Below are 24,393 nucleotides of genomic sequence, written 5' to 3' on the forward strand. Positions count from 1 at the left end.
TCGAAAATAACTCATTCTGGCGGTCTTCCTCATCTCCAAGAAAAGTAGCCCGGTCATGTCCCGTCCGAACATTCTCATCATCATGGTCGACCAGATGAACGGCACGCTGTTTCCGGATGGGCCGGCGGACTGGCTGCATGTGCCGCATCTGAAGGCGCTGGCCGCACGCTCGGCCCGCTTCCAGAACAACTACACCTCGTCTCCCCTTTGCGCGCCGGCCCGCGCCTCGTTCATGGCGGGGCAGCTGCCGAGCAGAACCGGGGTCTATGACAATGCCGCCGAATATGTCTCCTCAATCCCGACCTATGCGCATCACCTGCGCCGCGCCGGCTATTACACGGCGCTGTCGGGCAAGATGCATTTCGTCGGGCCGGACCAGATGCACGGGTTCGAGGAACGGCTGACCACCGACATCTACCCGGCCGATTTCGGCTGGACGCCGGACTACCGCAAGCCGGGCGAGCGGATCGACTGGTGGTATCACAACATGGGATCGGTCACTGGTGCCGGCGTTGCCGAGATTTCCAACCAGATGGAATATGACGACGAGGTTGCCTTCCTCGCCAACCAGAAGCTCTACCATCTCAGCCGCGACAACGACGATGCGGACCGCCGGCCCTGGGCTTTGACGGTGTCGTTCACGCATCCGCACGACCCTTACGTGGCACGCCGGAAGTTCTGGGATCTCTATAACGACTGCGAGCACCTGATGCCCGAGATCGGCATGCTCGCAGAGCAGGATCCGCATTCGGCCCGCATCCTCAAGTCCTGCGACTATCCGGCTTTCGAGATCACCGACGAGCATGTGCGGCGGGCCCGTCAAGGCTATTTCGCCAACATTTCCTATATCGACGAAAAGGTCGGTGAGCTGGTCGACACGCTGACGCGTACGCGGATGCTCGACAACACGTTCATCCTGTTCTGCTCCGACCATGGCGACATGCTAGGCGAGCGCGGATTGTGGTTCAAGATGAACTTCTTCGAGGGGTCGTCGAGAGTGCCGCTGATGATCGCCGGTCCTCAGATCACGCCGTCGCTAAACTCCGCGCCGGTTTCCAATCTCGACATCACGCCGACGCTTTGCGATCTTGCCGGCATCTCGATGGACGAGATCATGCCCTGGACCGACGGCGAAAGCCTGAAGCCGGTGATCGATGGCGGCACCCGCACCGCGCCGGTGCTGATGGAATATGCCGCCGAAGCCTCGCATGCGCCGCTGGTGGGCATTCGCGAGGGCAAGTGGAAATACGTTCACTGCGAGCTCGATCCCGAACAGCTCTACGATCTCGACGCCGATCCGAACGAGCTCACAAATCTGGCGCATGACCCGGCGCATGCCGCTGTCATGGACGGGTTTCGCGCCAAGCGGGCGCAAAAGTGGGACATGGCGAAATTCGACGCGGCCGTGCGCGAAAGCCAGGCGCGGCGCTGGGTGGTCTATGAAGCGCTGCGCAACGGTGCCTATTACCCCTGGGACCACCAGCCCTTGCAGAAAGCCTCGGAGCGCTACATGCGCAACCACATGAACCTCGACAATCTGGAAGAGTCCAAGCGCTATCCTCGCGGGGAATAGGCGCCAAGGAACGGAGAAGACCCATGAAAGCACAACCAGTCGCCAGCCATTTCATCGACGGCGAATATGTCGAGGATACCGACGGCAGCGTCATCGAAAGCCTTTACCCAGCGACGGGCGAAGTGATCGCAAGGCTGCATGCGGCAACGCCTGCGATCGTTGAAAAGGCGATTGCGGCCGCCAAGCGCGCCCAGCCGGAATGGGCGGCAATGAGCCCGACCGCACGCGGCCGGATCCTGAAGCGCGGAGCCGAGATCATGCGGACCCGCAACCGCGAGCTTTCCGAGCTGGAAACGCTCGATACCGGCAAGCCGATTCAGGAGACGATCGTCGCCGACCCGACATCGGGCGCCGACAGTTTCGAATTCTTCGGCGGTGTGATCGCAGCCGGCATGAACGGCCAGTATATTCCGCTCGGCGGCGATTTTGCCTATACGAAGCGGGTGCCACTCGGCGTCTGCGTCGGCATCGGCGCCTGGAACTATCCGCAGCAGATCGCCTGCTGGAAGGGCGCACCGGCGCTCGCCGCCGGCAATGCGATGGTGTTCAAGCCGTCCGAAAACACGCCGCTCGGCGCGCTCAAGATCGCCGAGATCCTGATCGAGGCCGGCCTGCCCAAGGGCCTCTTCAACGTTATCCAGGGCGACCGCACGACCGGGCCGCTTCTGGTCGAACATCCTGACGTTGCCAAGGTTTCGCTGACCGGGTCGGTGCCGACAGGCCGCAAGGTGGCAGCGAGCGCTGCCGGCAATCTCAAGCATGTGACGATGGAACTCGGCGGCAAGTCACCGCTGATCGTGTTCGACGATGCCGATATCGACAGTGCCATCGGCGGGGCGATGCTCGGCAATTTCTATTCGACCGGACAGGTCTGCTCCAACGGCACCCGCGTGTTCGTGCAGAAGGCAATCCGTGAAGAATTCCTGTCGCGGCTGAAGGCACGCACCGAAAAGATGGTGATCGGCGACCCGATGGACGAGGCAACCCAGGTCGGCCCGATGGTCTCCTACGATCAGCGCCAGAAGGTGATGTCCTATATCGAAAAGGGCAAGTCGGAAGGGGCAACGCTCATCACCGGCGGCGGCATTCCCAACAATGTCTCCGGCGAAGGCTATTATATTCAGCCGACGGTGTTTGCCGATGTCACCGACGACATGACCATCGCCCGTGAAGAGATCTTCGGACCCGTCATGTGCGTGCTCGACTTCGATAACGAGGAAGAGGTGATCGCGCGCGCCAACGCCACCGAATTCGGCTTGTCCGCTGGGGTCTTTACCGCTGATCTGACACGCGGCCATCGCGTCGTGGATCTTCTCGAAGCCGGCACGCTGTGGATCAACACCTACAATCTCTGCCCGGTGGAAATCCCCTTCGGCGGGTCAAAGCAATCCGGCTTCGGCCGCGAAAACTCGCTCGCGGCGCTGGAGCACTATTCGGAACTGAAGACGGTCTATGTGGGAATGGGCAAGGTCGAGGCGCCGTATTGAACTTCACCTCCCCCTTGAGGGGGAGATCGCAGCAAAGCTGCGGGTGGGGGTGATCTTTCTACCCCACCCAATTAACCCCACCCCGGCGCAATGCGCCGACCCTCCCCCTCAAAGGGAGGGTAAGTATCGCCATGGGCTTCTGCTCAAGATGAGAGCTCGGATATGAAAAGTGCAGATTTCGTCATCATCGGCTCGGGTTCGGCGGGTTCGGCCATGGCCTATCGGCTGTCCGAGGACGGGAAGCATTCTGTCATCGTGATCGAGGCTGGGGGCACGGATTATGGGCCGTTTATCCAGATGCCGGCGGCGCTGGCGTGGCCGATGAGCATGAAGCGCTACAACTGGGGATATTATTCGGAGCCCGAACCGAACCTCGGCAACCGACGGATCACCGCGCCGCGGGGCAAGGTGCTGGGCGGTTCGTCCTCGATCAATGGTCTCGTTTATGTGCGCGGCCACGCGGAAGACTACAACCGCTGGGAGGATCTCGGCGCGACCGGCTGGTCTTATGCGGATGTGCTGCCCTATTTCAAGCGGATGGAAACGGCCCACGGTGGCGAAGCGGGATGGCGCGGCACGGACGGGCCGATGCATGTGCAGCGCGGGCCGATGACCAATCCGCTGTTCCACGCCTTTATCCGGGCGGGTGCGGAGGCCGGTTTCGAGACCACCGACGATTACAACGGCTCGAAGCAGGAAGGCTTCGGGCTGATGGAGCAGACGATCCATGACGGTCGCCGCTGGTCCGCCGCCAACGCCTATCTGCGGCCGGCGATGAAGCGGAAGAATGTCGAAGTCGTCTATGGCCTCGCGCAGAAGGTCGTGATCGAGAACGGCCGTGCGATCGGCGTCGAAGTTCTGCGGCGGGGCGTGCCGGAAGTGGTCAAGGCAAACCGCGAGGTGATCATTGCCGCCTCGTCGTTCAACTCGCCGAAACTCTTGATGCTGTCTGGCATCGGGCCGGCGGCGCATCTGAGGGAGATGGAGATCGAGGTCGTGGCCGACCGGCCGGGCGTCGGTGCCAACCTGCAGGATCACATGGAGTTCTACTTCCAGCAGATCTCCACCAAGCCTGTCTCGCTCTATTCCTGGCTGCCCTGGTTCTGGCAGGGCGTGGCGGGTGCCCAGTGGCTGATGACCAAGGGTGGCCTGGGCGCCTCCAACCAGTTCGAGGCCTGCGCGTTCCTCCGCTCGGAACCGGGACTGAAGCAGCCGGATATCCAGTATCATTTTCTGCCTGTTGCGATTTCATACGACGGCAAGGCGGCGGCGAAGAGCCACGGGTTCCAGGTGCATGTGGGCTACAACCTGTCGAAATCGCGCGGCGCGGTGACGCTGCGCTCGTCCGATCCGAAGGACGATCCTGTCATCCGCTTCAACTACATGAGCCACGAGGAAGACTGGATCAAGTTCCGCCACTGCGTGCGGTTGACGCGCGAGATCTTCAGCCAAAAGGCGTTCGACGATTATCGCGGGCCGGAGATCCAGCCGGGCGAACAGGTTGAGAGCGACGAGGAGATCGATGCCTTCCTGCGCGAGCATCTGGAAAGCGCCTATCACCCCTGCGGCACCTGCCGGATGGGCCGGGCCGATGACCCCATGGCCGTGGTCGATCCGGAATGCCGGGTGATCGGCGTCGAGGGGCTGCGGGTGGCGGACAGTTCGATCTTCCCGCATGTCACCTATGGCAATCTCAACGGCCCATCGATCATGACCGGCGAGAAGGCCGCGGATCATATTCTCGGCAAGCAGCCCCTGCCCCGCAGCAATCAGGAGCCCTGGGTCAATCCGAGAGCGACGATGAGCGACCGCTAAGGTCGTGCGGTGTCAGTGGTAGTCGTCCTCGCGCTGGTGGCGGATGGCGAGAACGGTGACGGTTTGATCGTCCTCTATGTCATACAAAATGACGTAGCCTGAGGACCCGAAAGGGACCAGAAGTTCACGCGCGAGGGCATCACCCTCAATTACCCTTCGTCCAACAAACGGAAAATCCTCAAGTACTCGGATTGCCTTGGCCATAGCCTCGTAGGCACGCTCTGCCAATCGCAGATCGATCCTTGCCAGATAGCCGTGATGCCTTTCCAGGTCTTCAAAAAACTGCCTAGAGTAACGGAGCGTATGGCTCATTTTGCTTTCGCAGAGCGCGCCCCTTCAAGCTGTCTTTTCATCAGACCAAGCACATCGTCAGACGTATAGTAGAAGCCGGTTCTTTTGCCTTCTTCGCGCGCTGCCAGCCCCCTGGCGATAAACTCCGCCTGGGTCTTTCGGTAGTCGATCTGTTTCTTCAGAGAGTCCTCGACAAATGCGGATAGCGTTTCACCTTCCTTCAGCACGCTTTCGGCAGCCGCGCGGAGTTCGGGATCAACGCGCAGCGACGGGATGGTTGCGGTTTTCATTAGCATCACCTCATGCGTTGCAATTGCAATGCATGATGCGCCTGGAAGCGTATTCTGGCAAGTGGATCCGGATCACATCGCGGGCGAAGACAAAGCCCTTATGCGGTCCACGATCAGCCGGTTGAGGGCGCGGTAGTCGCCATCGAAATGGTGGCCGCCGGGGCGTGAATGGATGAGCGTGCCGGGGATGTCCTCGACAGCAGGACAGGCGGTGTCTTCCTCCTCGGTGCCGTAGATGCACTGGATCTTGTGCGGCTCGATCTCGGCGATGTCATCGACCGGATCGCCCTGCTTGGCGGCCCCTGCCCAACCGAGCCAGCCGGTGACGGCGATCTCGAAATCGGCCTGATGCGAGAGGGCCAGAAGCGAGAGCAACGAGACGGCCTGTCTGTCTGTGTCCGGCAGCAGTCGATAGGTGGCGGGCAGGATGTTGGCGCCGAAGGAATAGCCGATCAGAACGACGTTTTTGACGTTCCAGCGCTGGCGGTAGGTGGTGATGATGCGGGAGAGAGCGGTGGCCGTCTCCTGGGGTGATTTCTCGGTCCAGAAATAGCGCAGCGCATCGACGCCGACGACCGGGATGCCGTCTTCCACGAGATAGGCGGCGAGCTTCTGGTCGATATCGCGCCAGCCGCCATCGCCGGAATAGATGACCGCCAGCGTATCATGCAGCGGCACGGCCGAGGTCGGCACGATCGGCAGGCCGAGCGGCGAGGATGTCTGGCGAAGGCGGGTGAGCGTGGTGGAAACGGTTTGCAGCAGCAGGGTTTCCGGGGTTTCGTCCCAGGCGGTGATCTCGATTGCCGGATGGCTCTGCTTCAGAGCGTCCGCATGGGCTTCCCCTGCCGGATCTGCCTGCGGCGTCAGCAGGATGCGCACAGGTTCCGGCAGCGGGCCCGGCGTGAGGCCGTATGCAACGCCGCCGTCGACCACCGTCTTGGGGGCCGGCGTGCAGAGGATCTTTTCGACGGGAATGAAGGCCTGAGGATCGATGGCGATCGTTTCCGCGATGGTCGAGGCCGGCGTCTGGGCGGCAATCGCGAGCGCCAGGGCGCCACCACCGCCGATGCCGGCGATGACCGGCGGCAGGTAGGCGGCGATCTCCTGGTCGCGGTGGATCTGGCGGCTCAGTTCCTCGATATCGGAGACGAGATAGAGGCAGGTCCGGTCCTCTTCGCGCGCGAGCGCCTCGTAGTAGTCGGGAAGATCAACGCCGACGACCACGGCGCCGCCGGCAACCAGTGCGTCGGAGACCGTCTGTTCGCGGTCCGACCAGCCTTCGGTGCCGGACAGGAGGAGAACGATGCCGGATGCCTTTGCGTCGGGATAGGCGATGCGGTCGGTCGGCAGGCTTCGAATGCCGGGGCCGGCCCACCACTCAAACGCATTCACCGCGGCGGCGACCACGGTGATGCCGGCAACGATTGCTGGCAGAAGCTTCATCGGCGAAGGATGCCCCTTAGGCCGCCGGCGATCAGCTTGGTCACATCGAACAGGGCAACGAGCGGCATGCCGCGGCCGGAGACGGCGAGATAGCGCGGCTGCCATTCCGGATCGAATTTCGACTTGAAAGCCTGAACGCCGCGGAAATTGTAAAAGCGCTCGCCGTTTTCGAAGATGCGGTTGCCGATATGGTTCCAGAGCGGCGCGCGGCGATGCGTGGCAAGACCTGAGAGCGGCGCCATGCCGAGATTGAGCGTGCGATAGCCTTCCGACTTGAAGTGCTCCATGATGCGCACGAAGAGCAGATCCATCATGCCGCGATGGGTGTTGGGCACATGCCGCATGAGATCGATAAAGGCATCGCCGCTGGAACTCGTCGCATGGATATTGGCGAAAGCAACGATGCGACCCTCGAGACGGATGACGGCGACCGGTCCGGCGGCCACGTAGGCCGGCTGGAACGTGCCGAGCGAGAAACCTTTTTCGGCGGCGTTATGGGCAGCAAGCCAGGCGCGGGAAACGCCGATAAGCTCGTCCATCACTCCGGGCACCGCTTCGGCCGGCAGCAACGAGAATTCCAGCCCGTCGCGTTCGGCACGGTTGATCGAGCGGCGCAGTTTCAGCCAGGCGCCGCCCTTCAGATCGAAATCGATGAGATGAACCACCGCCTGTTCGCCGAGCTTGTAGGGTTTCAGACCCGCCTCGACTGCGCAGGGCAGAAACTCGGGCGAGACCTGGTAGAACACGGCGCGGCAGCCATCGCGGCGCGCGGCGTTCATGAACTTGACGATCAGGCCCGGCCAGGCCTTGCGGCAGCCGACCGGATCAAACAGCGCCGCCCAGGACCGGCCGGAGCGGGCATACATGACGAAGGCATTGCCGCAATCGGAAAACAGCACCTTCTTGTCGCCGAGCCGCACGAGGCCGGCGCTGGCATTGGGCTGGAGCGCCAGGATATCGAGCGCTCTCTGCAGGTCTTCGCCGCATGGAATACGGGAGACAGGCCGCGGAATGCGCAAGTGCCGGCTGGCGGCGAGCGAGCCGACGAAGGCGACGGTGACGAAGCCGGCCGAGACGCGTGTCGCGACATCACCGACAATCAGACGCCACGCCACGGCAAGCAGGTTCTCCTCCAGAAACACGTAGAGTGACAGCGCCACGGTGAAGGCGATCAGCGCGAAATAGAAGGCAAGGCCGCGATTGCCGAGGACGTCCAGCAGTCGCTCGGCAAGAAATTTGCCGAACTGACCCACAGCGGAGACCGCTTCGCCCTCCGCAACGGCGGGGGCCATCGTTTCATGCGCAATATCTGCCATAGGAGACCTGTCGGACTATCGAACTGCGAGCTTCATAGAGCACTTTGATTTACCGAAGCTTACGCGCGCAGGCTGCATATCAGCTTCCGATGCCGCCGGAATTGATAGGGATCAATTTAAGGTCGAAACTCGTGCCTTACGCTTCGTCGCGGGCGACTGGAAGGCTGGTACGCGGTCGGTACCAGCCACAATGTCATCGGCCGAATATCTTCCAGCGGGTCGGACGGAACCTTGCTTCGGAGCCGAGTTCGATCGGGGCGTGCAGAGGCACCTCGATCTCCACATGGAAGGGCTGATGGTCGTTACTTCCCCCGGGGTTGGAGATATCGATCTCGGCAATGCGGGTGCCGGCGAGACGGCGTGAGGCGGTGACCTTGCCGAACAGCGCGTCCCGCTCCTGCGTCAGCTCCACGTCCTCAGGACGGAAGTAGAGGTCGCCGGAACTGTTCGCCTCTCCGGAAACGCCGATCGGCTCGCCCTGGAACAGCACGGTGCCGTCCTTTACCTCGACCGGAAGATGCGAGGATTCGCCGATGAAGGAGAACACGAAGGGCGACCCCGGCCGGTCATAGACGTCGTCTGCCGAGCCGACCTGTTCGATCTTGCCCTGGCTCATGACGACGACGCGGTCGGCGAGCTCCAGCGCTTCTTCCTGGTCGTGGGTGACGAAGACGGTGGTGTGGCCGGTGCGATCGTGAAACTCGCGCAGCCAGCGGCGCAGTTCCTTGCGGACTTTTGCATCGAGCGCGCCGAAGGGTTCGTCGAGCAGCAGGATGCGCGGCTCGATCGCCATGGCGCGGGCCAGTGCCACACGCTGGCGCTGGCCGCCGGAAAGCTGGTTCGGATAGCGCTTTTCGAGCCCCGAAAGCTGGACCATATCGAGGAGGTCAGAGACGCGCTTGCGGATCTCGGTCTTGGACGGGCGGCTGGCGGAGGGGCGAACCTTCAGGCCGAAGCCGATGTTCTCGGCCACCGTCATATGCCGGAACAGGGCGTAATGCTGGAACACGAAGCCGACATTGCGATCCTGCACGGAATGATGCGAGGCATCTTCCGCGCCGAAGAAGATCTGGCCGTCGGTGGGAAAATCCAGCCCTGCGATCAGCCGCAGGAGCGTCGTCTTGCCGGAACCGGACGGACCAAGCAATGCGATCAGTTCGCCGGACGCGATTTTCAGCGACACGTCGTTCAGCGCGGCGAAGCGGTCGAATTCCTTGCGGATATTGTTGATGCTAACTTCCATAGAGCGGGAGCCTTTTAATGTCTGCCGCCGGCTGAGCCGGCACCGAACCGAAGTTCGAGAAGGGTTTTGAGAGCGAGCGTGACGAGCGCCAGAAGTGCGAGTAGCGAGGCCACCGCGAAGGCTGCAACCATGTTGTACTCATTATAGAGTATCTCCACATGCAGCGGCATCGTGTTGGTGAGCCCGCGGATGCGGCCGGATACGACCGAGACGGCGCCGAATTCGCCCATGGCGCGGGCATTGCAGAGAAGCACGCCGTAAAGCAGGCCCCACTTTATATTGGGCAGCGTCACATACCAGAAGGTCTGCCAGCCGGTTGCCCCGAGAGACAGCGCCGCCTCCTCGTCGCCGGTACCCTGGTCCTGCATCAGCGGGATCAGTTCGCGGGCGATGAAGGGAAAGGTGACGAACACGGTGGCAAGCACGATGCCGGGCACGGCAAACAGGATCTCGATGCCATAGCTCTTCAGCCAGGGTCCAAGCACGCTGGCACTGCCGAACAGCAGCACATAGACGAGACCCGAGATGACCGGCGAGATCGAGAACGGCAGGTCGATCAGGGTGATCAGAAAGGCCTTGCCCTTGAATTCGAACTTGGCGATGGCCCATGCTGCCGCAAGCCCGAAGACGAGGTTGAGCGGCACGGCGATGGCGGCGACCGTGAGCGTCAACCCGATCGCGGCCCAGGCATCGGGTTCGACCAGCGCTTCCTCGTAAGCACCCCAGCCATCGCGAAACGCCTCGACGAAGACCGAGACGAGCGGCAGGAACAGGAAGAAGCCGAGGAAGATGAGGGATACGCCAACCAGGACGAGCTTGGTGGTGAGGCTTTCATCGGCGGGGCTGCGGAAACGTGGGATGCGGGCGGACTTAGACATGAGACAAGACCCTCTCTGCCCTGCCGGGCGACCGGGATCGAGCCACGGGTCTCGCCCCGTCCTTCGGACCGCCCACGGGGAGGGAGAGCCGACGTGGCAAGCGCTGCGTTCCTGCATCAGAGGGTGAGGCTGGGTTAAGCCCTCCCCCTTGTGGGGAGGGTTGGGAGGGGTTCTTCTTCAAGGCAGCTCTGAAAACATCACACATAACCATACCTCCTGCGGCTCCAGGCCTGGATGAGGTTGATGACCAGCAGCATGGCAAACGAGATCAGCAGCATGATCGTGGCGATTGCGGTGGCGCCGGCGTAGTTGAACTCTTCCAGCCGGATGACGATCAGGAGCGGCGCGATTTCCGAGACGTATGGAATGTTGCCGGCGATGAAGATGACCGAGCCGTATTCGCCGACACCGCGAGCAAATGCGAGTGCGAAGCCGGTGAGGATGGCGGGTGCCAAGCCGGGCAGCAGGACCTGGAATATGGTCTGGAACCGGTTGGCGCCGAGCGTTGCTGCCGCCTCCTCGACTTCGCGGTCGATCTCTTCCATGATCGGCTGCACGGTGCGCACGACGAAGGGAAGACCGATGAAGATCAGCGCGATGACGATGCCGTAGGGCGTGAAGGCGATGCGGAACGGCATGAACAGCGAACCGATCCAGCCATTCGGCGCATAGAGCGAGGCGAACGCGATGCCGGCGACCGCCGTCGGCAGCGCGAACGGCAGGTCCACCATGGCATCAATCAACCGGCGACCGGGAAACCGGTAGCGGGTCAGCACCCAGGCGAGCAGCGTGCCGAATACGACGTTGATGAGCGCGGCCGCAAAGGCCGTGCCAAAGGACACGGTGAGAGCGCGGATCGTTCTTTGATCCGAAAGGATGGCGAAAAAGCCGGACCAGCCGAGCTCGGCCGTGCGCCAGAGCAGGCCTGCGATCGGAATGAGGATGATAAGCGACAGGTAGGCGAGCGAAAAGCCGAGCGTCAACCCGAAACCTGGGATGATGCTCGGCTGTTTTACCCGCCACCGTGCCGACGTGGCAGCGGTGGATGAGGTCATGTCGGTTCCGACTTATTTGCCCGGCTTGTAGATCTGGTCGAAGATGCCGCCATCGCCGAAATGCTCCGGCTGCGCCTTTTTCCAACCGCCGAAGATCGGATCGTCGATGGTGACGAGCTTGATATCCGGCAGCTGTTTCAGCAATTCAGGCTTTACCACATCGCGCCTGGACGGACGATAGAAGTGCTTGGCCGCGATGTTCTGGCCTTCGTCGGAATAGAGATACTGAAGATAGGCTTCGGCGACCTTGCGGGTGCCCTTCTCATCGACCGTCGCGTCGACCACCGCAACCGGCGGCTCTGCGAGGATCGAGATCGGTGGTACGACGATGTCGAATGCGTCCTTGCCGAATTCCTCGCCGGCGAGATAGGCCTCGTTTTCCCAGGCAAGCAGCACATCGCCGATCTGGCGCTGTGCAAACGTCACCGTGGAGCCGCGGGCGCCGGTATCGAGGACGGGAGCGCGCTTGTAGAGATCGGCGATATAGGCCTTGATCTTGTCCTGGTCGCCCTTGAATTCTTCGTTAGCCCAGGCCCAGGCCGCCAGATAGTTCCAGCGGGCGCCGCCCGAGGTCTTCGGGTTCGGGGTGACGATCGAAACGTCGCCCTTGACCAGATCTCCCCAGTTCTTGATGCCCTTTGGATTGCCCTTGCGCACCAAAAAGACGATCGTCGACGTGTAGGGCGAGGAATTGTTCGGCAGGCGCGACCGCCAGTTTTCCTTGATCTTGCCGGCCTTCTGGATGGCGTTGATATCGCTTTCCAGCGCCAGCGTCACGACATCGGCCCCGAGACCATCGATGACGGAGCGGGCCTGCGCGCCGGAACCGCCATGCGACTGGCGAATGGCGACATCATCGCCACCTTCTGCCTTCCAGTGCTTGGCAAAGGCGGCGTTGAAATCCTTGTAGAGCTCGCGCGTCGGGTCATAGGACACGTTGAGGAGCTGGGTGGCTGAAAAAGCCGGTGCCACGCTGCCGGCGGCAAGCGTCACGCCGAGCGCCAGTGCCAGAAGCCGCTTCGATATTCCATCGGTAAAACTCAGCATGAGTGTCTCCCCTGTGATCTGCCTCAAACTCTACCCAACGGGTCGTCTTAGTCAATCGACGGCGAAACCAAGGCAAAACTGTTTCCCTTTGGTGGCTTGCGGCGACAACGGCGCGTTCCCACGAGGCCTGGAGGCGAAACGGCAGTGCTGGGAAAAGCGGAGGAAGGGGTAAGGCAATCCGGGAGGTGGGCCGGGTTTTGGACGGGAGAGAATGCCTCGAACAGGCAGCGAGATGCGTGCATGTCCTCGATGACCAATGGACGCGACACCTTAAATGCTCGATGCGCGCCGGCCTGATATTACGCCGACAGCAGTTCGCGCACCTGTCCGGCGTCGGCAGCGTCAGTGTCCGCTGCGGCCACTTCGACCCCTGCCCCGTCCACCGCATCGGCGATGGTAGTGCTGAACAGCACGTCGCGGGTGGCGTCAGCAACGCGGGCGAAGACGTGGCGGATTTCGCAGAGGTGTTCGCCGTCGCAATCATCGCATTTGCGGTAGGCGGTCTGGGAGAGGCAAGGCAGAGGGGCAATCGGGCCATCGACCAGACGCAGCACTTCGCCGAAGGTGATGGCGTCGGCGGGCCGCAGGAGAAGATAGCCGCCCTGCTTGCCGCGCCGCGACACGACGATCCCCGAACGTTTGAGGTCGAGCAGGATCTGCTCCAGAAACTTCTTCGGAATGCTCTGCTGAACCGCGATCTCGGAGATCAGCATCGGTTCTTCAGGATCCGCCTGCGCCAAGGCCGTCAGGGCTCTCAACGCATATTTCGCCTTCTGGGATATCATACCGCGACCACTAACAGCAGCGCCGCCGCAAGGCCGAAATCGGTCTCACGTCGCCGCTTATTTTTCCTCTGGGCATCCACGATGAAGCCGCAACCGGCATTCGCGAGGAGCAGGCCGGCACGCGGCGATGCCGCAATGCAAAACCTGGTCCTGGGATAGCGCAAATGGCAAGAAATTACAAACCAATGGCCGCATTGGCGGGCAAAAAAGGCTCACATTTGGTTAAGGCGTCGGGTTTTCTGTGTAGGCGGAGCTTTGGAGAGATATTTGCTCCCGCAGTCCGAAGGTTGAAACGGCTTTTCCTGTCTTTCCGCAACGGGTCCGACAATAATCTTGCCATTGCTTACGGAAGATGACCGATGACCTTTCAGGACGTGGCAAGGCTTGACCATCAGGCACTTGCAGCAAATCTCGATACTCGCCTTGCAGGCCTCGACCTTGCCGGCCGTCTGTCGCTTGTGGCAGGGCTCGGCCGCGCCGTGTTCACCACGTCGCTCGGGATCGAGGATCAGGTGATAACAGCTGCGATCGGCACGCATCGTCTGCCGATCGAGGTATCGACGCTGGAGACCGGCCGGCTGTTTCGCGAAACCGTCGACCTGATCGCCGAGACCGAAGCGCGCTACGACCTCGAGATCATCAGGTTCTACCCTGATAAGGACGATGTCGATGCATTTGTCGAGACCTACGGCATCAATGGTTTCTATGACAGCGTCGAAGCCCGCCACGCCTGCTGTCGTGTGAGGAAGCTGGTGCCGCTCGCGCAAGCGCTGTCCGGCGCCCAGATCTGGATCACCGGGCTTCGCCGCGGACAGTCCGGCAACAGGGCGACGACGCCGTTTGCCGAATTCGACGCCGAGCGCAACCTGATCAAGATCAATCCGCTGGCGGACTGGGACATCGACCGCATCAACGCGCATGTCGCGGCCGAGCATATTCCGATCAATCCCATGCACGCCCGCGGCTATCCGTCGATCGGTTGCGAGCCCTGTACCCGCGCCATCAAGCCGGGCGAGCCCGAACGGGCCGGCCGCTGGTGGTGGGAAAACGACGAAAAGCGCGAATGCGGTCTGCATGTTTCGGAAAGTCACGCGTCTGACGCGCAGGCCTCCGAAGACCCCGCGGCCCGCTCCTCGGTCATCCAAGGGGCAAGCGCCATCCGATGATCCGTCCGGATCGCAGCGCCTGCCGCCCTTGCCATCTATGTTGTGTCTTTAAGAATACCGGAGACTGAAATGCCCCTGTCAGTACAGGAAACGGAAATCAAGAACCCGCCCGTTTCCCGCCCGCCGCTCGATCCTCATCTGAAGGCACTCGAAAACGAAGCGATCCACATCTTCCGGGAGGTGGCGGCCGAATTCGAAAACCCGGTCATGCTCTATTCGATCGGCAAGGATTCCTCCGTCCTGCTGCATCTCGCCCGCAAGGCCTTCTTCCCGGGTCGCGTGCCCTTCCCGCTTCTGCATGTGGATACGACGTGGAAGTTCAAGGAAATGATCGCGTTCCGCGACAAGGTCGCAGAGGACTACGATCTCGACCTCGTGGTGCACAGCAATGTCCGCGGCAGGCAAGAAAACATCACCCCGTTCACCCATGGTTCGTCCTTCTACACCGACGTGATGAAGACCGAAGCGCTGAGGCAGGCGCTGGATGCCGGCGGTTACGACGCGGCCTTCGGCGGCGCACGGCGCGACGAGGAAGCAAGCCGGGCCAAGGAGCGGATCTATTCGTTCCGCACGCCTGACCATAAGTGGGATCCGCGCAACCAGCGGCCGGAACTGTGGAACGTCTATAACGGCATGATCCGCAAGGGCGAAAGCGTGCGCGCCTTCCCGCTGTCGAACTGGACCGAAGTGGATATCTGGCGCTACATCCAGGCGGAAAGCATTCCGCTGGTGCCGCTCTACTACGCTGCCGAGCGCCCTTACGTGGAGCGCGAAGGAATGATGATTCTTGCCGAAGACGAGCGGCTGGAACTGCTTCCCGGCGAAGAGATAAAGCATGGCTCGATCCGGTTTCGCACGCTCGGCTGCTTCCCGCTGACCGGCGCGATCCGCTCGACGGCGTCGAACCTCGAAGAGGTCATCGCCGAACTGGAAATTGCCACCGTTTCCGAACGCCAGGGCCGCGCCATCGACCGCGATCAGTCGGGTTCGATGGAAAAGAAGAAGCGTGAAGGATATTTCTGAGATGAGCGTGACAGCAACATCCACCGCCGCTTCGGCCACCATTCTGCCCTTCGCCGAATCCGCTGCCAAGATCACCCGTGACGTGCGGCCGCTGCGGCTGATCACCTGCGGTTCCGTCGATGACGGCAAGTCGACCCTGATCGGCCGGCTGCTCTGGGACACCAAGGCCGTCAAGGAAGACCAGGCGGTGACGCTTGCCCGCGATAGCGGCGGCCAGAACGATCTCGGCCTGCCGGATTTCGCGCTGCTTCTCGACGGTCTCCAGGCCGAGCGCGAACAGGGCATCACGATCGACGTCGCCTATCGCTATTTCTCGACCGAGAAGCGTTCGTTCATCGTGGCCGACACGCCCGGCCACGAGCAGTATACCCGCAACATGGCAACCGGCGCCTCGACGGCCGATCTCGCCATCCTGCTTGCCGATGCCCGCGTCGGGCTTCTGGAACAGACCCGCCGGCATGCGACGATCGCATCCTTGATGGGCATCCGGCAGTTCGTTCTGGCGGTCAACAAGTTCGACCTCGTGAATTACGACCGCGAGATCTTCGACCGCATCAGCCATGAATTCCGCGAATTCGCGCTGTCGCTCGGCGTTCGCCAGATCACCGCGATCCCGATGTCGGCGCTGAAGGGCGAAAACGTCGTCTATCCCGCAACGTCCACGATGCCGTGGTATGAAGGCCCGACGCTGGTCGAGGCGCTGGAACTGGCGACGACCCGCTCCACGCAGACCGGTGGCTTCCGTCTGCCCGTCCAGCGCGTCTCGCGTCCCGGCGAAAGCTTTCGCGGCTATCAGGGCACGGTTGCGGGCGGCTCGATCAAGCCGGGCGACAGCGTCGTCATCCTGCCGTCTGGCACGATCGCCAACGTCAAGCAGATCGTCACCTTCGACCTCGTGCGCAACGCAGCTGTCGCCGGCGACGCGATCACGCTGGTGCTCGACCGACAGGTGGATGTCGCGCGCGGCGACGTGATCGCTTCGCTCGACGGCCAGCCGATGACCGGCGTCAGCTTCGAGGCGCAGATGGTGGCGTTGCAGCCTGGCGGCATCGAGCCCGGCAAGCGCTACTGGCTGAAAAGCGGTTCGCGCCGCCAGCGCGTGGCGGTGGAGCCGATCTCGCAGCTCGACCTGCAGTCGGGCAGCTGGGCTCCGCATGCGTCCGGCCTCGACATGAACGCGATTGGCAAGGTGCGCCTGTCGTTCGAAGAGCAGGCGGTGTTCGACACCTACGAGCAGAACCGCTCGACCGGTGCCTTCATCCTGATCGACCCGGATACGCTGAACACGGTCGCCGGCGGCATGATCACAGCCAAGCGCGGCGAACTTGGCGGCATCCGCCGCGGCGAGCCAGTGCAGGGCGACCGCGTGATTCTCTCCCTGCCGGCCGATCTTGCCGAACTGCTGATGGCAACCGACGCGTTTGCCACCCGCCGCGACGACGTGGAGATCCGCAGGGTGAGCGGCGCGGAAGCTGCCGAAATCCTGACATCGGGCGACAAAGACCGTTGATTTAAAACAGGAATTTTCAAACACTGATGGGCCGGGGTGCAGAACCCGGCCCTTAGCCATCCCGGCAGGTTTGCCACACTTGGCGGCGAACCAATCGCCTAATCAAGCAGCATCGTGCACGAGACGTTTGCACAAGCGGCGGATCCACCTATATCATGCCTCCCTTCACCCTTCCGGGAGGCGCGCTGTGCAATCCAGCCTCGGGAACTGAGATCCGTTGCCGATGGAAAAACATCTACTTCGTTATATCTGGAATCATACGCGACCGCAGCAGTTATGGGTTCTCGCGATCGTTCTGATTTCGATGATTCCGTACTTCCTTGCGTTCGACCTTCCCAAGCAGATCATCAACGGGCCGATCCAGGGCGAAGGGTTCGAGATGGCGGCCGCAACCCGGCCCTTTCTCGCGTTCCAGTTCACCATTCCTTTGACGCAGTGGTCCTTCGGTTTCGAAGGCTTCGAGCTCAACCGGCTGGCGACGCTGATGGCGCTTTCGGGCGTTTTCCTGCTGCTCGTCATCGTCAACGGGTTGTTCAAGTTCTACATCAACACCTACAAGGGACGCCTGGGCGAACGGCTGCTGCGCCGTATCCGCTACGAGCTGGTGGACCGTCTTCTGCGGTTTCCGCCAAGCACGATGCGGCAGATCCGCGGTGCGGAAGTCTCCAGCATGGTCAAGGACGAGGTCGAGCCTTTCGGCGGCTTTACCGGTGACGCTTTCGTGCAGCCGGCCATGCTGGGTGGACAGGCGATCGCCGCCCTCACCTTCATTCTTTTGCAGAACCTGTGGCTTGGGCTGATCGCGGCCTTCATGGTGGCGATCCAGGTCGGCATCATTCCGAAGATGCGCCGCCGTCTGATCGATCTCGGCCGTCAGCGGCAGATCACCGCCCGGCATCTGGCGGGCAAGGTGGGCGAGATCGTCGAGGGCATGGATACGATCCACAGCTACGACACCAGCAATTACGAGCGTGCCGATATTTCCGACCGGCTGGGGCAGATCTTCCAGATCCGCTACGACCTCTACCGGTGGAAATTCATCGTCAAGTTCGTCAACAATTTCCTGTCGCAGCTGACGCCGTTTCTCTTCTATTCGATCGGCGGTTATTTTGCCTTGCGCGGCACGCTCGACGTCGGCCAGCTGGTGGCCGTCATCAACGCCTACAAGGACCTGCCCGGCCCGCTCAAGGAACTGATCGACTGGGACCAGGCGCGCCAGGACGTGCAGGTAAAATACGAACAGGTGCGCGAACAGTTCGAGCCGGGCGTGCTGATCGCGCCGACGCTGCATGCGCTCGCCCACGATGTGCCGGACCATACGCCGTCTCCGCTTGCCGCTCTGAACCTCACCATCGTCGATGGCAGCGGCGCCCATATCGCCGAAAACGTGACGCTGAAGATCGAGCCCGGCGAGCTGGTGGCGATGATCGACAATGCCGGCATCGGCGCCGAAGCGACGGCGGAAGCGTTCGGCCGCATTACCTGGCCGGCCTCGGGCCGCGTGATGCTGGGCGAGGTCGACCTTCTGGAACTGCCGGAAGCGGTGACCGGGCGTCAGGTCTCCTATGCGTCGGCCGACAGCTACTTTTTCCACGGGACGCTCAAGGACAATCTTCTCTACGGGCTCAAGCACGCGCCGGCCGTGCAGGAGAAGTCCGCAGACGAACCCAAACACAAGAAGCTTCGGCGGCGCTGGAAGATGAGCGAAGCCGAACGCGCCGGAAACACGACGCACGATCCGTCCGTCGACTGGATCGACCGTCGATCCACCTCCGTATCGGAAGGCGGCGAAGACGATGTCAAGCAGTCGGTCTTGAGGGCCCTCGATGCGGTGCAGCTGACAGCCGACGTGATGGAACTGGCCTTGCATTCCTATCTCGACCCAGCCGAACACGAGGAACTGACCGGTCGTGTCGTCGAGATGCGGTTTGCCCTGCGCGAGGAACTCGCCAGTCAGGGGCTTGGCAATCTCGTCTCCTATTTTGATTTCAGCGCCTACAACACCGAAGCGACGGTGCGCGAAAACCTGCTGTTTGCGGCGACGCGCCAGTCGGCGGAACTGGATATGGAACTGGCCGAGGGAGAGTACGTCTTCGAAGTGTTGAAGACGGCCAATCTGTTCGACCTGTTCTACGACATGGGACTTTCGATCGCCGAAAACCTGTCGGAAATCTTCCAGGGCCTACCACCGGAACATCCGCTGTTCCAGCAGCTCGAGCATATCACCACCGACGATATCGCGTTCTACGAGCAGCTTTTGAAGCGCAAGCGCAGCCGCCGGGACTTCAAGCCCAGCGAGGACGACCGGCGCGCGGTGGTCAAGCTCAGCCTCTACTATATCGAGCCACGCTACCGCTTCGGCGTCCTGACCGCCGAGATCATGAACCAGATCGTTGCCACGCGCGACATCTTCTATGCGAACCTGCCGGCATCGCTGCGCAGCCGGATCGAGCGCTACGATCCGCACAAATACATGGGCTCGGCGACGCTTCGCGAAAACATCCTGTTCGGCAAGCTGTCGCAACGCAACGCCGACGCGCCGACCAAGATCCGCAACGTGGCAGGCAAGCTGCTGCGCGAAATGGGTCTCTATGAAAGCTTTATCGGCATCGGGCTGGACTACGACATGGGCGCCAGCGGCCGGCGACTGACACTGGTCCAGCGCCACAAGCTGAGCCTTGCCCGAGCGCTGGTGCGGCGCTCCAATTATTACATCTTCAACAAGCCCCTTCCGGGCCTCGATCGGAGGGCTCAGGAAGAAATTGTTAAGAATGTGCTTCACTTCCTCGCTCAGCAGGACAATAATCCTTCTGTGGCGTGGGTTTTGTCGAATACTGCCCTGTCACGATTGTTTCATCGTGTTATCGTATTCGACAAGGGATCCGTGGCCGAAGACGACTCTTTTGAGGCTCTGGATACAAAGAGTGGTATTTTTAAATCGTTGGTGGCATAATATCGCAGCCGCCAACAAGATGACCAAATGGTGGAAACCATGTTGCTCAACGATGAAGTGCAGTTGCTGAAGAAAGTTCCTTATTTTTGCCGGGTCGATCCGTGCAAACTTAAGCTGCTTGCCTTTACCTCCGACCGCGTTCTCTACGAACCGGGGCAGGATATTTTCTCACAGGGCGACAGCAGCGATGCTGCCTACGTGATCCTGTGCGGAAAGGTCGACATGATCAGCGGTTCGGCGAATTCCGAGACCAAGATCGGTGAGGCCGGGTGCAATTCCATTATCGGCGAGATGTGCCTTCTCTCCAATTGCTCGCAGGCCGTGACAGCACGTGCCGTGACTGAGGTCGATGTTCTGCGCATTACCAAGGATGCCTTCTTCAAGGTGATCTCCGACAATCCGCGCATGAGCATGGAAATCAGCCGGACGCTCGCCGAAACGATCCGTGGTGCCCGCATGGACGACATGCGCCGGGACCGTCAGCACGCCTGATTGCCCGTCATCGGCCGTTATCCACAGGTTATCCACAGCCTTTCCCTCGGCTCATCCGCTGGTCTTTGAGCGCGCAAACGATGCAATTTGCGCGCGTTGGACACTCGGTCAGCGATGCTGACGATAGATTTTTTCTGACCTGAATTTGTGGCGGAACACGGGCGTGGCGCTGGTCCTCACGCCCGTTTCACGGCCTGTTTATCGCTTGCGATAATAGAAATAGCGGCCCTCTTCCACACTGGGCAGGCGCGGCAGTTCTTCAAGATCGGGGTGGTCGAGCGGCAGGCCGCTGACGGCATAGGCGCCTGACGCGAGCATGCCAGCCGCCATTTGCGGCAACCACTGCAAGGTTCTCGCATCCGCATCCGGATAGCCGGTGCCGATATCCGCATGCACGAGGGCAGCGTTCTTGCCGACATAAGCCTGGCCGGTATCCTTGATCTCTCCCAGCACGACGTCGTCTTCGGACGGTGCTTCAGTGCGGTGGGCGCCGTTGGAGCGGTCGAAGGCGAGGATGCGGCGGTCGGCGAACAGCTCGCGCAGATGGCTATAGGTGCGGCCGTTGCCGATGCCGACCTCGTAGACATCGCCCGAAGCCGGCAGGCCGAGATCGTTCTTGATGTGATTGAGGATGTCGCGCTGCGCGGTCATCCGGTTGATGAAGCTGTCCAGTCTGCTCATTGCTTTCCCTTTTCCGGCGATCAAGCGTTGAGATAGGGCACGGTTACGCCTTGACGATGGTTTGCGACGTGATGCCGCGATTGGCCATCGCATTGCGGGTATCAACGACCAGCGGCGCACCATCGGCAATCGCCTGGTAGTCGAAACTGTCGTGGTCCGTGGCGATAACGACGGCATCGAAATCCGCGAGCTGATCGAGCGGGACCGACTTGCGACCCATCAGGTGACCGTATTCGCGGGTGCGCGGCACTTCGGAAACGTAAGGATCGTGATAGGCCACGTCGGCACCGCGTTCCAGAAGCAGTTCCATCAGCCTAAGCGACGGGCTTTCGCGGATATCCGGCACGTTCTTCTTGTAGGCCAGGCCGAGGATGAGAACCCGCGAACGGCTGAGCGCCTTGCCGAGCATGCGGTCGAGCGCTTCGGCCAGCCGGTCGACGACATAGCGCGGCATTGCCGTGTTGATCTCGCCGGCAAGTTCGATGAAGCGCGTCGGCTGGTCGTATTCGCGCGATTTCCAGGTGAGGTAGAACGGGTCGATCGGGATGCAGTGACCGCCAAGGCCCGGGCCCGGATAGAAGGGCATGTAGCCGAACGGCTTGGTCTTGGCGGCGGCGATGACTTCCCAGACGTCGATGCCCATCCGCTCGTAGACGATCTTCAACTCGTTCACGAGCGCGATATTGACGGCGCGAAAGACGTTTTCCGTGAGCTTGACCGCTTCCGCGGTGCGGGTGCCGGAGACCGGAACGATGGTTTCGACGACGGCGCCGTAAAAGGCTGACACCATGGCAGACGCCGCCTCGCCATCGCCGGCAACGACCTTGGGGATGGTCGAGGTCTGGAAATCGCGGTTGCCGGGGTCTTCGCGTTCCGGCGAATAGCCGAGGAAGAAATCCTCGCCCGCAACCAGCCCGGTCTTTTCGAGGATCGGCTTCATCACCTCTTCGGTCGTGCCGGGATAGGTGGTGGATTCGAGAACGACGAGCTGGCCCTTGCGCAGGGTGCCGGCGATCTGCTCGCAGGTTTTTGCGACATAGGACAGGTCAGGTTCGCGGTGACGGGTGAGCGGCGTCGGCACGCAGATGGCGATCACGTCGCATTCGGCAAGGCGTGCGAAATCGGTCGTCGCTGCAAACCGGCCGGCATCGCGCTCGGCGGAAAGTACGTCGTCGGGCACGGCCTCGATATAGCTTTTTCCCGCCTCGATCGCGGTCATCTTGGCGGGATCGATGTCGAAACCGGTGACCTTGAAGCCGGCGCGGGCAACCGTCATGGCGAGCGGCAGGCCGACATAGCCGAGGCCGATGACGCCGATCATTGCGCGCTTGTCTTCGATGGCGGACAAAAGATCCGTCGCCTGTGGCGATTGCTGGTTCAAGGATGGCACTCCGGAGGCATTCAAACTGGGAAGCCATCAGGTGAGCCCAACGACTGGCTCTGTCAAGAGATCGGGCTTTTCACGCTGGCGTGACGGATGCTATCCCACAGCATGGACATCGCCTTCTACGCGCCACTGAAATCGCCGAACCATACCGTCCCCTCAGGCGACCGGCTGATGGCACGCCAGCTGATCGAGATCCTTGGTGTCAGGGGGCACCGGGTCGATCTGATTTCGGAGTTCCGCGCGTTTCTGCCGGAGCAGACCTCGCCGACCGGAGAACGCGATGCGCAGGCGGCGCGCGAGGTCGAGCGGATTTCGACTGAGTGGGAAAGACGACTGGCCGCAGGCGAGAGACTTCCGGACCTGTGGTTTACCTACCATCTCTATTACAAGGCACCGGACCTGATCGGCCCTACCCTCTGCCGCCGTTTTGGCATTCCCTATGTGACGGCGGAAGCCTCCTATTCGCATCGGCGCAATTTGGGGCAGTGGGTGGCGGCGCAGGAGATGGTGGTGGATGCGGTCGCGCTGGCTGCGACCAATATCTGTTTCACCGGTCGCGACGGACGCGGGCTTGCAGAGGTGGTGCCGGATGCGAAGCTTTCGCGGCTGTTTCCGTTCATCGATCCGACGCCCTATCTGGCCCGCGCGCCATCGCCCGAACCGGGGCGGCTGGTGGCTGTCGGCATGATGCGGCCGGGCAACAAGTTTGCCTGTTATGCAGCGCTTGCCGAGGCGTTGAAGCAGATTGCCCATCGTGACGACTGGCACCTCACGGCGATCGGCGACGGGCCGATGCGGGCTGAGGTGGAGGCTCTCTTTGGCGGCGCGCTTGCCGGGCGGGTGGAGTGGATGGGCTTGAAAAGCGCCGACGAGGTTGCAGCGCTGCTAACGACCGCAGCGATGCTGACATGGCCGGGGGTTTCGGAAGCGTATGGGCTTTCCTATCTGGAGGCGCAGGCATCCGGCGTGCCTGTCGTGGCGGAAAACGGTGCCGGCGTGCCTGAAGTGGTGACGGACGGGATCGGCGGCATTCTGACGCCGCCGGGAGATGCAGCGGCCTATGCGGCGGCCATCGAGCGATTGCTGGACGACGAACCGGAACGGCTGCGGCTCGGCCAACGAGCGCGCGATTTCGTCGTGTCGCAACGATCGATCACGGCTGCGGCCGACAGGCTTGACGAGATCATAACCGAGTTAGGCGCAAAGGACGGGCGATGACTGAGAACGATCTGAGGCTGGCGCTCGACAAGCTTGCAGACGACGGACGACGGATCGATTTCTGGCTGCGTGACGATGACGCTGTTGAGCCGACGGAACAGCTGGCGAAGCTTGCGACCCTGACCGATGCGTTTTCGGTGCCGGCGACGCTTGCTGTCATCCCCGAGAAGACGGGCGAAGATCTCGCGGCCTATCTCGACACCCAGCCGCATCTCGACGTCGCGGTGCATGGCTGGTCGCATCGCAGCTATGCGGGTGCGGGAGAAAAGAAGCAGGAACTGGGAAGCCATCGCCCCCTGCCCGATATCGTGTCCGAGCTGAAGGACGGGTTCGACAAGCTGGCGGCGCTGCACGCTCCCCGCTTCGTGCCGATGCTGGTGCCGCCGTGGAACCGGATCTCACTGGAGCTGGTCGAGGTGCTGCCGGAACTCGGTTTCAAGGCGCTTTCCACCTTCGGGGCCGAAAAGACGGCGCCGGTTGCGATGCTGAACAGCCATGTGGATATCATGGACTGGCACGGCACGCGCGGCGGACGCCCTGCTTCCGATCTCATCGCGGAAACGATCGCGCTGATCGAGACACCGGAACGGGCACCCGTGATCGGCGTGCTCGGCCATCATCTCGTGCATGACGACAATGCCTGGCACTTTCTCGACCTGCTGTTTGGCGTGACCGCGGATCATCCCGCCTGCCGCTGGCGCTCGGCGCGCGAGTTGCTTGGGCTTTGATCGAGCGCTTCG

21 protein-coding genes are annotated in these 24,393 nt (G+C 61.8%); 10 read left to right on the forward strand and 11 right to left on the reverse strand.

Annotation, left to right across the window (positions count from 1 at the left end; translation table 11 throughout):
• The first annotated feature begins 55 nt into the window (after window positions 1-55).
• The 3 genes from betC to betA all read left to right on the forward strand — a co-directional run bounded on the left by betC (window position 56) and on the right by betA (window position 4,875).
• Window positions 56-1,573, forward strand: a complete 1,518-nt coding sequence (gene betC / locus AC0JZ8_RS18520; RefSeq protein ID WP_471893149.1) for a choline-sulfatase — start codon at window positions 56-58, stop codon at window positions 1,571-1,573.
• A 23-nt stretch (window positions 1,574-1,596) separates the two neighbouring features.
• Entirely contained in the window at window positions 1,597-3,060 is a 1,464-nt protein-coding gene (betB, locus tag AC0JZ8_RS18525; protein ID WP_471893150.1) for a betaine-aldehyde dehydrogenase, read from the forward strand.
• A gap of 162 nt (window positions 3,061-3,222) precedes the next feature.
• A complete protein-coding gene (betA, locus tag AC0JZ8_RS18530; RefSeq protein WP_471893151.1) occupies window positions 3,223-4,875 on the forward strand; it encodes a choline dehydrogenase in 1,653 nt (550 codons plus the stop codon).
• 12 nt (window positions 4,876-4,887) lie between these two features.
• Here betA and AC0JZ8_RS18535 read toward each other — a convergent pair whose 3' ends face one another.
• The 9 genes from AC0JZ8_RS18535 to AC0JZ8_RS18575 form a co-directional block, all read right to left on the reverse strand.
• A complete protein-coding gene (locus tag AC0JZ8_RS18535; RefSeq protein ID WP_471893152.1) occupies window positions 4,888-5,187 on the reverse strand; it encodes a type II toxin-antitoxin system RelE/ParE family toxin in 300 nt (99 codons plus the stop codon).
• Window positions 5,184-5,456 carry a YlcI/YnfO family protein gene (locus AC0JZ8_RS18540; protein WP_113109658.1) on the reverse strand — a complete coding sequence of 91 codons (273 nt, stop codon included), beginning with the start codon at window positions 5,454-5,456 and terminating at the stop codon, window positions 5,184-5,186. Before AC0JZ8_RS18540 ends, AC0JZ8_RS18535 begins: the two co-directional genes overlap by 4 nt.
• Before the next feature lie 72 nt (window positions 5,457-5,528).
• Window positions 5,529-6,899 carry a virulence factor family protein gene (locus AC0JZ8_RS18545; protein ID WP_471893153.1) on the reverse strand — a complete coding sequence of 457 codons (1,371 nt, stop codon included), beginning with the start codon at window positions 6,897-6,899 and terminating at the stop codon, window positions 5,529-5,531.
• Window positions 6,896-8,215, reverse strand: coding sequence for a phosphatidylglycerol lysyltransferase domain-containing protein (locus AC0JZ8_RS18550; protein ID WP_471893154.1), 1,320 nt, complete (start codon window positions 8,213-8,215; stop codon window positions 6,896-6,898). The genes AC0JZ8_RS18545 and AC0JZ8_RS18550 overlap by 4 nt, the downstream gene beginning before the upstream one ends.
• A 193-nt stretch (window positions 8,216-8,408) precedes the next feature.
• The gene (locus AC0JZ8_RS18555; protein WP_471893155.1) at window positions 8,409-9,458 is read right to left on the reverse strand and encodes a sulfate/molybdate ABC transporter ATP-binding protein; all 1,050 of its coding nucleotides are present in this window, start codon (window positions 9,456-9,458) and stop codon (window positions 8,409-8,411) included.
• Window positions 9,459-9,472: 14 nt separating this feature from the next.
• Complete coding sequence (gene cysW, locus AC0JZ8_RS18560) at window positions 9,473-10,453, reverse strand: sulfate ABC transporter permease subunit CysW (protein WP_471893156.1); 981 nt, start codon at window positions 10,451-10,453, stop codon at window positions 9,473-9,475.
• A gap of 80 nt (window positions 10,454-10,533) precedes the next feature.
• A complete protein-coding gene (gene cysT, locus AC0JZ8_RS18565) occupies window positions 10,534-11,391 on the reverse strand; it encodes a sulfate ABC transporter permease subunit CysT (RefSeq protein ID WP_062453545.1) in 858 nt (285 codons plus the stop codon).
• Between the two features lie 12 nt (window positions 11,392-11,403).
• On the reverse strand, window positions 11,404-12,438 hold the full coding sequence (locus tag AC0JZ8_RS18570; protein ID WP_062453546.1) for a sulfate ABC transporter substrate-binding protein: 1,035 nt from the start codon (window positions 12,436-12,438) through the stop codon (window positions 11,404-11,406).
• A 299-nt stretch (window positions 12,439-12,737) separates the two neighbouring features.
• Window positions 12,738-13,223 (reverse strand): RrF2 family transcriptional regulator, encoded by a 486-nt coding sequence (locus AC0JZ8_RS18575; protein WP_471893157.1) that lies wholly within the window; start codon window positions 13,221-13,223, stop codon window positions 12,738-12,740.
• A 359-nt stretch (window positions 13,224-13,582) separates the two neighbouring features.
• Between AC0JZ8_RS18575 and AC0JZ8_RS18580 the strand changes: the two genes are divergently transcribed.
• The 5 genes from AC0JZ8_RS18580 to AC0JZ8_RS18600 all read left to right on the forward strand — a co-directional run bounded on the left by AC0JZ8_RS18580 (window position 13,583) and on the right by AC0JZ8_RS18600 (window position 20,367).
• Window positions 13,583-14,389: a phosphoadenylyl-sulfate reductase gene (locus AC0JZ8_RS18580; protein WP_471893158.1), complete on the forward strand. Its 807-nt coding sequence runs from the start codon at window positions 13,583-13,585 to the stop codon at window positions 14,387-14,389.
• Window positions 14,390-14,458: 69 nt separating this feature from the next.
• Window positions 14,459-15,412 carry a sulfate adenylyltransferase subunit CysD gene (gene cysD, locus AC0JZ8_RS18585; protein WP_471893159.1) on the forward strand — a complete coding sequence of 318 codons (954 nt, stop codon included), beginning with the start codon at window positions 14,459-14,461 and terminating at the stop codon, window positions 15,410-15,412.
• A 1-nt stretch (window position 15,413) separates the two neighbouring features.
• A complete protein-coding gene (cysN, locus tag AC0JZ8_RS18590) occupies window positions 15,414-16,922 on the forward strand; it encodes a sulfate adenylyltransferase subunit CysN (protein ID WP_471893160.1) in 1,509 nt (502 codons plus the stop codon).
• A gap of 223 nt (window positions 16,923-17,145) precedes the next feature.
• The gene (locus AC0JZ8_RS18595) at window positions 17,146-19,875 is read left to right on the forward strand and encodes an ABC transporter transmembrane domain-containing protein (RefSeq protein WP_062453552.1); all 2,730 of its coding nucleotides are present in this window, start codon (window positions 17,146-17,148) and stop codon (window positions 19,873-19,875) included.
• 39 nt (window positions 19,876-19,914) lie between these two features.
• Complete coding sequence (locus AC0JZ8_RS18600; protein ID WP_062454806.1) at window positions 19,915-20,367, forward strand: cyclic nucleotide-binding domain-containing protein; 453 nt, start codon at window positions 19,915-19,917, stop codon at window positions 20,365-20,367.
• A 198-nt stretch (window positions 20,368-20,565) separates the two neighbouring features.
• On the opposite strand, the gene AC0JZ8_RS18605 is transcribed toward AC0JZ8_RS18600, so the two are convergent.
• Window positions 20,566-21,048 carry a class I SAM-dependent methyltransferase gene (locus tag AC0JZ8_RS18605; protein WP_062453553.1) on the reverse strand — a complete coding sequence of 161 codons (483 nt, stop codon included), beginning with the start codon at window positions 21,046-21,048 and terminating at the stop codon, window positions 20,566-20,568.
• 43 nt (window positions 21,049-21,091) lie between these two features.
• Entirely contained in the window at window positions 21,092-22,369 is a 1,278-nt protein-coding gene (locus AC0JZ8_RS18610; RefSeq protein WP_113166778.1) for a nucleotide sugar dehydrogenase, read from the reverse strand.
• A 156-nt stretch (window positions 22,370-22,525) separates the two neighbouring features.
• Here AC0JZ8_RS18610 and AC0JZ8_RS18615 point away from each other — a divergent pair, with 156 nt between their 5' ends.
• Window positions 22,526-23,653: a glycosyltransferase family 4 protein gene (locus AC0JZ8_RS18615; RefSeq protein ID WP_471893161.1), complete on the forward strand. Its 1,128-nt coding sequence runs from the start codon at window positions 22,526-22,528 to the stop codon at window positions 23,651-23,653.
• Window positions 23,650-24,381: a polysaccharide deacetylase family protein gene (locus AC0JZ8_RS18620; RefSeq protein ID WP_471893162.1), complete on the forward strand. Its 732-nt coding sequence runs from the start codon at window positions 23,650-23,652 to the stop codon at window positions 24,379-24,381. Before AC0JZ8_RS18615 ends, AC0JZ8_RS18620 begins: the two co-directional genes overlap by 4 nt.
• The last annotated feature ends 12 nt before the right edge of the window (window positions 24,382-24,393 follow it).

The organism is Velazquezella soli (assembly GCF_977018685.1).